Origin of the sequence: Streptococcus pluranimalium (assembly GCF_047785705.1) — a bacterium.
GTDB classification, from domain to species: Bacteria; Bacillota; Bacilli; order Lactobacillales; family Streptococcaceae; genus Streptococcus; species Streptococcus pluranimalium_A.
This window is the reverse complement of record NZ_JBLOJV010000044.1, coordinates 1-11120: the sequence shown is the minus strand read 5'-3', so window position 1 is coordinate 11120 and position 11120 is coordinate 1. Positions and strand designations below refer to the sequence as shown.

Here is an 11120-nt window from a genome sequence, read left to right as displayed (position 1 = left end):
CTACATTTTTGAATGTTGTTTTTTAGCTTTTTTATGTGCCGGTTTTTACGTTTTTTTGTGTACAGTTAATTTGAAAGTCTAAAATATCTTAGCCAGTTTAAAGGTACGAAAAACAATCAAAGAGAGATGTTTATAGTTTTACACAAACACAAAGAGGCTATTTAAGATACATATTCATTATACCTAGATATGGGATGATTACCTTTAATCAATATAAGAACACCAATCACTGTAAATAATCGAGTAGTGACTAAGACTAGTCCCTCTCACACCACCGTGCGTGCCGTTCGGCACACGGCGGTTCAACTAACTTTTAACGCATGTCGTTTTAGATAATAATCTAAGCAAGAAACCAGTCCACGTTTAGCGAGGGCTGGTTTTGATATGGCACGTTTCAGTACAGACTTCTGAGCCACTAATTGATAATGGTCACCCCATCCAGATACTTTATCCGCTATCCACTTCGGTACTCCTAGTTTGAGAAGTCCCCATAGGCGCCTAGTTTTCTTCTTCCATTGTTTCCAGATAATAACTCTTAGTCGAGTTCTCAGACGTTCATCGATGCTTTCCATGACTGATTTCATGTTCGTCATAGAAAAGTAGTTTATCCATCCTCGAATAACCCAGTTTAGTTGCTCAATTCGACTGTCTAAGTCAATACTCCACTTACGGGCCGTTAGTTTCTTGAGTTTTCTCTTGAAACTCTGCACGCTATCTTGGTGCGGACGGCTTTTCCAGCCCTCAGATGATTTCCAAAAACCAAATCCTAGATACTTCAGTTTGCTCGGTCTTACAATCTTTGTCTTGGTCATGTTTACTTTCAAACCTAATCGTTTTTCAATGTAACGACTGATGGAATGCATAACGCGTTTAGCCGCCGCCTCACTACCAACTGTGATGACACAGTCATCTGCGTAGCGAACGAAGCGAAGCCCTCGACTTTCCAACTCTTTGTCTAGCTCATTAAGCATGATATTGGACAGGAGCGGTGATAGATTTCCTCCCTGTGGTGTTCCAACTAGTGTTTTATGCCACTGTCCGTTGATGACCACCCCTGAATGAAAGTACTTACGAATCAGAGATTCTGTATCCCCATCATGGATAATGTTATGAACAAGTGACATCAGTCTATCTTGAGGAACGGTATCGAAGAACTTCTCCCGGTCTATGTCTACTATCCACTCATAACCGTCATTAAGGTATTCTAATAACTGGATAATAGCTTGTTCGCATGACCGATTGGGTCTGAATCCGTAGCTCCTCTCAGAAAAATAGGGTTCACAAATGGGACTAATGACTTGGACAATAGCTTGTTGTATCATTCTATCCATGACTGTTGGGATACTTAACTGACGGACTCCGCCCTCAGGTTTGGGAATTTCAACTCGTAGGACTGGCTGAGGTTTGTACTTCCTCTGCTTTATGAGTTCTTTAGTTGAACGCCAGTGTTTGCGGATATAGTCATCTATCTCGTCAATGGTTATGCCGTCAATTCCAGCTGAACCTTTATTAGCTCTAACTTGATTGTAAGCTTCCAGCATGTTTGAACGAGATAGGATATTATCTAGTAACTGTGACATGTGCGTATTCCTTTCTTGTTTCGGTGCCAGTAGGATATCTTATATTGGTGAACTTTCTTCTAATCAATACGTGACCGCCTCCAGTTCTATCAGACCATTCTTTACAGACACAAGCGAAGTAGGTATACTTCGATTAGTTGTTCGGCCCTTCGCTCCGTTTCTATTACAGAAACTTCATCACTACTATGGCTTCAGCTGACTTCTTGTCGTTCGTTGTTACTAGGTTATTACCTCGACAAGACCTCACGGAATAAGTCGTACATGATTCTCGTTTACATAAGATATGAGGACGTTAAAAGGTCTAAGTGAAAATAGGAATTCTGACGAAGAGTCCAGAGTCTCTAGGAAGAATTGTCTTTTTCACACAGACCTTAGTCCGAATTCAGTTACACTCGTGATTTACGCATATAGGTTACGACTACCTTTTTGGACTTCAGTGTTTCTAGCCACCTTATCCTCTATATACGCCTTCGTATCACGTTTCTGTTCGTAGTGCCGCGATTTCGCTATCCCTTCCTCTGACGGTCCTAATTTCTAGCGTCAGACTTAAAACGGTCTCTCCCCAGACCGTTTTAATCCGCTACCTCACGATAGTCAGGCTTGGGAGTCGCTATTGGGTTCACCGGTAGCGGGTGCCCACGGAGGACTTTCACCTCAGATGTACGACATGCCCGTCGTACTCAAAAAAACAGCTCCATTTTAGAACTGTTTTAGTATCCTTATTTTTTATTAAGAAGCCACTGCCAAAAGGAACGATTACGTAAAGATTTTGTTTCTTCTTGTGCCACTTCCTTTTCTTCAAGGTAACGCTGAGACTGTTCAGCTAGCCGTTGACAATCAGATTTAAGCTGCTTCTTTTCTTGCTTCAGTAACTCATTATCTTTCTCTAGCTTCTTGTAGTATTCTTCCTTTTCGTGGTAGAACCGTAAACGACTTTCTGCTTGCTTGATTTCCTCTCTCAGCTGATTGGCTTTTTCACTTTTTCCGTGGAAACAGTCTTCCAACCGCTTAATTTCTGCTTGCAATTCCTGGCACTGGTCTTCATAAGATTTCAAAGTTTGGTATTTCCTTTCATTTTCGGGTGTTATTATGTGCTCTTTTTGAAAACGCCCATAGAGTTTATAATCTCTATCTTGATAGGTGGTTCGAATTTCTTTTGCAATAACTACTAGTTCCTCAGGATTTTCAAACTCTGCTGGAAGATTTTCCTGAACCCACTTTGGAAAGAAGGCTTTGGCTTCAAAAAGAGGGATGCCCTTTCTAACTAACTCCGCTCGTTTCAGACGACTGGGTTTTCCAGATACATAGAACTCAATCGCTAAAACACCATTAAATCGATAATAGGCCGAATAGGGATAGGTCTCCTCTAACTTCATATAAAACTTTAAGATAGAATGGCCACCGTCTGGAAAGGTCACCCTTTGGAGCTTAGCTATCCGCTCTGGAAAAATCATAATTACGGTCTCGTCTTCCTGAATTTGAAACTTCCGAATCGTTTCAAAAGCAGAAAGAAAAGCAATCAATTCGGGTGTATAGGCGAAGCTACCCGACTGATCCTTTAATGGGCTAGCCTCTCCAGTAAAGTATCGAAAGAAAGGCTGACCACGCTTTTTAGTTTTCGGATTTGTCCGACCGTGAGAAGGGCTCACTTTTAGCTCAGTTTCTAGGTCGTAGAAAACACCATTAGCCTTATCTGTGGGATAGTTTCAGGGATTATCATCTGCAAGTTTCAATGCTTCAAATGCATTAACGACTCTTTTTTGACCATCTTTTGTCCTAGCGACGGCATAAAATTTTGAAACTGCCATAGGTTTCCTCCTCGTCATATAGTGCCATTATACCACAATTTCTTAGTTCACCTGCATAATGTTCTTGGTCATGCGTTGAGTTCCAAACAACATGATGATGTAGATAATGCCCTTGGCAATGGCCATCAGAGCACTGGTCCAGGCTCCTGTTTTAGCAACGGTTAATAGGTCATTGGTTACAATGGCTGGGTAAAGCATGATGACCACCACCAGGATCAATCCCTGAAGGACAGCCGCCAGGTAGAGCTTGAAAAAGCCAAAACAGATTGGCCGCAGGCTCTCCATCATGTAACAAGCCACCACAATCTTAGCAATCCCCTTGTAGGTGTAGAGGGTAAAGGACCGTAAAAGAATCAGCAACTTGGTCGAGATTTGACTGATGAAGTCAACGACCCAGTAAACAATTTGAAGCATTATTTTAGCTGCTGCATTTAATCCTTTAAAGTCTGGAGTTTTAGCTTCATAAGGGTTTAACCCTCCTTTAGCCGCTCCCTTGACCACAACATTAAAGAGCCAGGCCAAACTATCGAAGATGTCATCAATGTAGAGGATAAGAAAGAGAGCCATGGCGTACTTTAAAATTTCCTCAATCCAGAGTTGCAGGGAAAGCTCCCCGCCGTTTCTTTTAAGCTGCTGGTTCCAGTTAAACATGTTTAAGCCTAGAAAAAGCAGAAGAAGCAAGATAGCCACCCGTTCCATAGAACCTGAGACAGTCTCCATAAGCTGGTAGGCTGTCGGGTTATAGTCCTTGAGGCTCATGGTCAGTTGATTTAGTGTGGATTGGTCCATCAGGTCCACCTCCTTTTTGTCCGCTTAACCAATGGCTTGAAGTCCAGCGGCCAAGGCTGAGAAAAGGGCTTTGAGGACCGTTCCAAGGATAGCTCCTAGAATAACGCTTTGGATTCCCTTATCCTTCTTGTCATCCAGTTCTCGACGGATACCAATGGCCAGATCCCAGGCTCCCCAGGCAGCCCAACCAAGGCCGACCAAGCCACCGATATTGCCAATGTTATTGATAAAATTTACTACAGGTTGCATATTTGATTTCTCACTTTCTTTTGAAAAAATAACAGACACCAAGAAAATCTTAGTGTCTGTGTGCGATAGGATAACTGATGAGGCTTAGGCCTCGTCTAAATGGAAGGTTGGAGAGAGGGCAGTAATGATGGACAGAACAACGACAATAGTCGTTTCCCACCAGTGATGAATAGGGACACCTGCAGGCATAATCCAATCATGAAGCCAGGTCTCTACACTAGTAGGAGGGGCTCCTTCTTTTGTAAGGAAAGCCCAGTACCAATGACCACAAAGCCGATAACCACCTTAAAAACGAACCAACCGATAGCTGTGAACAACAGGCTTTTCACAAGGTTGATGATAAAGCTAAGTAAGAAAATAGGGGTGATGGCCACCTTAACTAAAAGGCCTGGTAGGCACTTAAGGCCCTTCAGGAAGACTTTTCCTAACCACTTAGCCCCCTTCTCCCACTTGCTGGGTTGTGCGGGGGCTTGTGGGGCCTTTTGTGCGATTTTTCGTGGGGTATAGTACTTGTAGCCACTTTTGGTCACGTGTGCGTTCATGTTCTTGTCCTCTTTCATTTCTATCCCCTCTCATTTGTTGGCTTTATTATACCATAAAGCCAAGGGGAAAACTAGTTGTCCTTGCGTTTTTTTAGTCCCACAGCTCCAAGTCCTGGTAGGATAAAGCCTCCTAGAAGGCTAAGCACTGAGCCTGCCTCACCCGTGGACGAGAGGGCTGGTTTGACTGGTGGGGTTGGAGTTGGTGGTTCTGGCGTGTGGGTGGTGACTTTCGCCGTCATTTCCTTGCCGTTGACAATATTGACAAAGGTGTTTTCCACCTCTCCTGCCGCAATCCGTTCCACCTCAATGTAGAAGTCTGCATCAAAGGTTCCTTCAATGCCCAGGGAGCGTAAGAAGTCCTCATCGATGCGGTAGGCCCACTCGCCCTTCTTCTCGTCCCAGGTCACGGTCACAATCTTCTTGATGAAGTCGCTATTGGTGGCCTGGTCAAAGGTGAAGGTAAAGGCGTAGTTAGACCCTGCCTTGATGGTATCTCCAGCCTTAACCAGTGTCCCGTCTTCAAGGGTCACGTCATAGGTCAAGGTTAAGTCTTCTTTTGCCGTGTAGGCTGTTCCCTTGATGATCCCCTGCCACTTGCCTGTGTAGCGGTCACGAGCCAGGTCTAACTTGTCCTTACCGTCATACTGCCAGAGGGTATCATGCTTAGCTGGAATAGTTACCCCATCAAGCAGGTGGCGGATATAGTCGCCTATTTGAACGGCTTGATTATCCAAGATAACAGTATCATCTTTTTGGTCCAGGGCATGCTTTTCTGGTGTCACGTCTGGCACCTCAACGGTGACCAGGTTGGATTGGTAGCTATTGCCAAAGTCAATCTGGAAGAAGTCATTTTTGACCACTTCTCCTTCAGGAACCAGAAGCTGGGCTGGTAGGTTGATGGTCACATTCTTAAACTGTTTCACATAGTTAGTGTGGAAGCTAGCAGGATCCTTAGCTACCCAAAGGTAAAACTCACCAACTGGAGACAGTTGAGCTGTGTCCAAAATCGCCTGAATAGCTTCTGTTCGTGCCTCGTCTGACAAGACGTGGTACAGGGTAAAGAGGTCTTTCACGTCTGTACCATCTGTCGCTGTTGCGGTGATACTATCAAGGTCAACGCTAAAGGCCCCGTCTTGCACGTCGTCCAAAATCACAAAGCCCTTGGCAATCGCTAGAGCAGAAGCTGATAGCTTAGTATAAGGGCTATAGTCAGTCGTCAGGCTGAAGTTAACCTGGCGGTCAAAGGTCTTAGCCCCGTTGATGTCCGCCCCAGACCTATCCGTAATAGCTTTCACAGGTGTTGGTGGTTGCGGTGTATAAGTTGTGACGGTGTTTGAGTAGGCCTCGTAGTCATTGACCAAAACCTTATAGGTGTTGTCAAAGAAGGCTTTATCATAGACTGGTACCCATTTGATGGTTGGGGCTTCCAGTGGTTTCCCTTGATAAGTAGCCCTGTAGGTATAGGTTTCCTTGACCTCATCATAGCTAACCGTCCAGCCCTTAGCCTGGGCATCAGCCAGGTTATCCGCCACAATCGGGACAGCTCCTTTTTCTAGCGGATCCACAATGGTAATGGTGTCGCCCACCTTGATATTGGCGTAGATGTTGTCATGCTTCAGGGTATAGACCTGTGGGCTGTTCTTAGCCACGGTTGCCCCGTCAGTATTTATCTTATCCGTATCCGTCACGGTTTTTGTGACCACGGGCTTGTGATTAAGCTTGTAGTCATGGTAGCTTACAGCCATTGTTTGGTTTTTAGTATCAGAGAGACTAACCAGGTCAAGGGTTGGCTTTTCTGGATTATCTGCCTTGACCAACTCAACTGAAACGGGGTCAACGCTAACTGGTTTGACAGTGGTCTTAGTTAGGTTGGCACTAGCTGGGATTTGAATAACGGGTGAGACCACTCTGGTGTTAATAGCGAACCAGTAGGTCTGACCACCTAAATTAGCTGGCCCATCCCATTGGACAAACTCCGTTGTAAAGGCACTTCCTGAAGTGAAAACTTCAATGGCAGCTCCCTTGTACTGGTGCGGGGAGTCTGTCGTATCCCAGTTGACACCTGTTTCTTCCACTCGGTTATAGTTGTCCGCTTAGGCAAACTTGTCCCCATGCACACTAACGGTTGAACCGTTAATCTCCACCATAGAGCTTCCCTCACCAGTAGAACGTGCCCCCTCACGGCCAATCTGATTGTTATTGAGGGAAGAGTAGGTCAAAGCAATAGGGGTTTCTTTTGAGGCTGTAAAGGCGACTTCCTGGCCGTCGAGAGTGTAATAGTAAGTGTCCGTCACTAGGAAGTTCATATAGTCAGAATAGCTATCCGTCCCGTTGTTTCGAGCAACGACAAATCCTTCTGTCGGATCGTTTGGAATGTAAACATCATTTAGACCTGTGGCTCCATTATTGATCAGTTGAAAGGTTCTGTGAATACGGGAAATATCGTGTTTCTGACCATCAGCTGTCGTCACTTGAAGACCCCTTAGGTTAGTGTAGTCAATCTGTGTAGACCAGCCAGCCCCCACATCCGCATACTTGAAGACCCCTGTAGAATCCAGGATACGGGCAGAGCCTGAGTTACCTGTTCGTGAAGCAATGTCACGAGTAGCAATAATTTGAGCACCTGGAGCCGTTGAGTGGTGAGCGGCTTGAGGGTTAGAAGTTGACATGTCGAGGGCTTGTAGGACGACCTGCTTGGTGTAGCCCTCTGTTCCTGTCTTAGTCTGAAGGTCATCATATTGCTTTTGCCATTCCGTCTGCTTTTGTTTGGCCTGGTCATAATTAGCTTGGTTTTGAGACGCAATTTGATTGGCTTCTTGAGCAGAAACCACCTCTATAGAGCTTGTCGTTACGGTTACTCCTAGCCCTTTCAGTTCATCAGCCTTTGCCTGGGCATCTGAGCTAGTAGCATCGCTAGCCTTCTTGGTTTCATCATAGGCGGCCAAAATAGCCGTGTTTAAGGTCACCTGTCTTTCTGCCACAACAATAGCTGCTTCATTTTGCTTACGAAGAGCCTCAACCTCCGCAACTGAGGTCACGACGGTCTGGGTAGTGATCACCGTCACCCCTTTGCCTTTGAGGTCAGTTGCGGCAGCTTCTACCGCTTGATTGAGGGTGATCGCTTGGGCTACCGTTGCGTCATAGTTCGCCTTTTTGCCTTCATAGCTCTTAACAGAATCCTGGTTGGTTGCCAGGATTTGTTTGGCGGTCTCAGTCGCTTGTTTGTTTTGGACAGCTGACCCGTCAGTAGCAGTTGAAGTGTTAGACGTGACCGTTACGGTGGTGTCCTTTTCGTGGGTAGCTTTGGCAGTTCCCACATAATCGTTATTAGCATCAATAGCGGCCTGTGCCTCGCTATAGGCTGCATTGTTGTCTGTTTGGGTCTCAGTTGCTTTTTGGATAGCTGCCACCTGCTTGTCTTGGTCAGCTTTGATATCTGCCTTAGAGGTCGCCAAATCCGCCGCATTGGTGTCTGTTCCCTTGTCATGAGTAGCTTCTTTAGTGACTGCCACTCCTGTTTCTGTAGCAGCCTGTACAGCAACCTCTACCGCACTGTTATCGATGGCTACTGCCTGTATGCCTGTCGTTGTTCCAGCTTGGTCAGCGTAAGCATTATTATCGTTGGTGCTTTCTGGCTGGGTTACTGGTTTTTCTGCAGGTAACCTTACCTCATCAGCTGAAACTGCTCCAGCTGAGAAGGTCACAAGACCCGCCAGGGCAATCCCTGAGACAAGACCTTTTGCCCATTTTTTCTTACGGAAGTAGCCGTGGCCTTTGCTTGGTTTTGGTGTCATATTTCCTCCTTCTTGTCTTCTGTTAGTGGTTCATTTAGATCATTTTCTTTTTCTTGAGAAGACCTAATCCCATCAGCAAACTTGTTCCTAAGAAGCTAAGGAGACTTCCAGCCTCATCGCCTGTCTGAGGCAAGGTTTTCACCTCCCCTGAAGCAGCTTTCAAGGTTACTGTACCATCCGCATTAGTCGTTCCTCCTACCGCTTCAGGAGCGACAAGGGGCGTGCTACCGTCTGCTTGTTGGATAATGACTTGGCTATTTTGGGTGCCGATAACAATTTGACCTCCTGGAGTTTGGAAGGGAGTAAAATCAGCTTGTGGTTCCGAAATAGGTTTTGAAGAGATAGACTCTTCTGCTGGTTTGTTGGGTTGAGTTGTGACTTCAGAAACTGAAGGCTCTTTACCAACCTGGTCACCTGCATCATCTTTTCCTTGTGGTGTCGATGGCGTTGATGGGTCTGTCACTGTTTCAGAGCTTGATGTTTCTGTCCTAGTCACTAGCTCTGTAGCAGGCTGGCTAGCATCAACTGGTGTCAACTCATCGGCTGAGACCAATCCAGCCTGAGCAAGAACCAGGCTAGAGAGGGCAAGGGTCGCAAGTAATTGTTTCTTTTTCATGATGTGTTTCCTTTTCTAAAATTTATGTGTATCAGGCTTGTAGCCTTTTCCTGTGAGACGAAGTTCAACCCCAGAAGGGGTTTTAACTTTTCTGGCCACTAACTGACCAGCTTTCTTGATGGTGCGAATTTGGCTATAAATACTTTTGTAGGGTAGGTGGAACTCAACTTCTCTTAAGCAACCATCCACATAGCCATTAGCTTTCTTAACGGCATAGTTCGGTTTCAGAAAAAGTTCTGTCCCATCGTCTAGGCGAGCCGTTACGCCTCCTTGTTTCCCTAAGTTTCTTAAGTCCCTTAGGCGGACTGTTTGTGTTTCATCTGTCATAGATTTCTCCTTGAAGTTGAAAGGCGAAGTAACGCCGTGCTGGATCGGTTCGTAAACCGTTCTCGGTGTTTGATACGCTGGGGTTATAGTCTGGGACCCCATACTCCTTCAGCTTATGATCTCAGCAATCATGCTTTTACGTTTAGTGGCTGGGCTAGATATCCTTTTCTAGCTCGTTACTCGCCCCCGTTTCTTTTTTATCCATATCCACGCTGCATCAGGGCAAGCCTTGTATTTAATTGTCAAAGGTCTATCTAGTTTTACGACATTACGATCCGAGCACTACCTGTCCTTCTGCTTGTAGGCAATCCAGCTACTTAAATCAGAGTTAGATCCTTGTTTATCGTCACTAACCCCAACCAAGTAGCCAATAGATACCTGAAAGTAGTTAGCCAGCTGTTCCGCATAGTCAGGACTAATACGTGTAAAGCCTCGTTCCCAGTTTGAGACAGTTTTACGAATGACACCTATCTTTTGAGATAATTCTTCCTGAGTTAGTCCTGCTTGTTTTCGTAAATCCTTCAGTCGGTCAGGGCTTCTCTTGGTCACCTAGTACACCTCCTTCCTATCAATAAATTCTAGTTCAATCATTCTTTTCTTGTTAGAAGATATAAGAGCATACTTCTTCAATTCTCGCTTCGTGCGTTTTACTTTCCATAGAGGGATAAGACCAAATAGAGAGAGCCTCACCTCATAAAGTATTTTGTCTTTTTCAACTGATTCTGGGACCATATTCTTTCCCCTATCGTAGATATATATGTAATGGCAGATTGCTTTATTTCGTTCCAACCCCGACATCACACTCAAAAAGGTTGGTTTGGCCGTTATGGTTAAAGCTGTCAACCAAGCTATCCAGCACCTCCTTAGACTGCTCTAGGAAAGCTTCCAGCTGGTCATAGTAGGCTTGTTTGGCCTCCCTGGTCTTTTCCATCACCGAAAGACTAAGTTGCCTGATAGAGGCTATTTTGAGGCCACCATTGCGACCCGTCTTAGCCTGGTAGACAATCTTGCCTGCCTGCTTAAGACTGGCTAAGACCTTGCTTAAGGAACGGCTAGGGATACCTACTGCCTCTATAATCGCTGCCTTAGTCGTCCTGATAAAGGGATTGATCTCAAAGCTCTGTCTCTCAATGTAGGCGAGCACATCAGCTTCCCATTCCCAGAGATGACTTCTAACACGCTGGCCACGTGACTTCTTGAATTTATACCACCGCTGGTAGCTGAAGAGGTCTGAAGACCTCAAATCAGGCGAAATCCAGGCTCTACAGAGGTTCAAGATATAATCACGGCTGGCCGCCTCATAACGGCCAGAGTAAGCACTATTGATCGTCTTGTCAAACTCTATCAAACGTAACCGCCCAATAACAAAGTATATTGAAAACATCCCAAAGTCTCTATTTGACTTTGGGATGTTT

7 protein-coding genes and 3 pseudogenes are annotated in these 11120 nt (G+C 45.3%); all 10 read right to left on the bottom strand.

Annotation, left to right across the window (positions count from 1 at the left end):
- Positions 1–302: 302 nt before the first annotated feature.
- A complete protein-coding gene (gene ltrA / locus ACMZ6Z_RS08400) occupies positions 303–1580 on the bottom strand; it encodes a group II intron reverse transcriptase/maturase (protein ID WP_416132111.1) in 1278 nt (425 codons plus the stop codon).
- A 719-nt stretch (positions 1581–2299) separates the two neighbouring features.
- Positions 2300–3229 carry a hypothetical protein gene (locus ACMZ6Z_RS08395; RefSeq protein ID WP_416132110.1) on the bottom strand — a complete coding sequence of 310 codons (930 nt, stop codon included), beginning with the start codon at positions 3227–3229 and terminating at the stop codon, positions 2300–2302.
- Positions 3230–3430: 201 nt separating this feature from the next.
- Positions 3431–4177: a hypothetical protein gene (locus tag ACMZ6Z_RS08390; RefSeq protein ID WP_416132109.1), complete on the bottom strand. Its 747-nt coding sequence runs from the start codon at positions 4175–4177 to the stop codon at positions 3431–3433.
- Between the two features lie 24 nt (positions 4178–4201).
- Positions 4202–4426: a hypothetical protein gene (locus ACMZ6Z_RS08385; RefSeq protein WP_416132108.1), complete on the bottom strand. Its 225-nt coding sequence runs from the start codon at positions 4424–4426 to the stop codon at positions 4202–4204.
- An 84-nt stretch (positions 4427–4510) separates the two neighbouring features.
- Positions 4511–4986, bottom strand: a pseudogene (locus tag ACMZ6Z_RS08380) (hypothetical protein).
- Between the two features lie 53 nt (positions 4987–5039).
- Positions 5040–8762, bottom strand: a pseudogene (locus ACMZ6Z_RS08375) (SspB-related isopeptide-forming adhesin).
- Between the two features lie 34 nt (positions 8763–8796).
- Positions 8797–9378, bottom strand: coding sequence for an LPXTG cell wall anchor domain-containing protein (locus ACMZ6Z_RS08370; RefSeq protein ID WP_416132107.1), 582 nt, complete (start codon positions 9376–9378; stop codon positions 8797–8799).
- A gap of 15 nt (positions 9379–9393) precedes the next feature.
- Positions 9394–9705, bottom strand: a complete 312-nt coding sequence (locus ACMZ6Z_RS08365) for a hypothetical protein (protein ID WP_416132106.1) — start codon at positions 9703–9705, stop codon at positions 9394–9396.
- A 282-nt stretch (positions 9706–9987) separates the two neighbouring features.
- Positions 9988–10254: a helix-turn-helix domain-containing protein gene (locus tag ACMZ6Z_RS08360; protein ID WP_416132105.1), complete on the bottom strand. Its 267-nt coding sequence runs from the start codon at positions 10252–10254 to the stop codon at positions 9988–9990.
- A 226-nt stretch (positions 10255–10480) separates the two neighbouring features.
- A pseudogene (locus ACMZ6Z_RS08355) lies at positions 10481–11120 on the bottom strand (hypothetical protein); the annotation flags it as partial.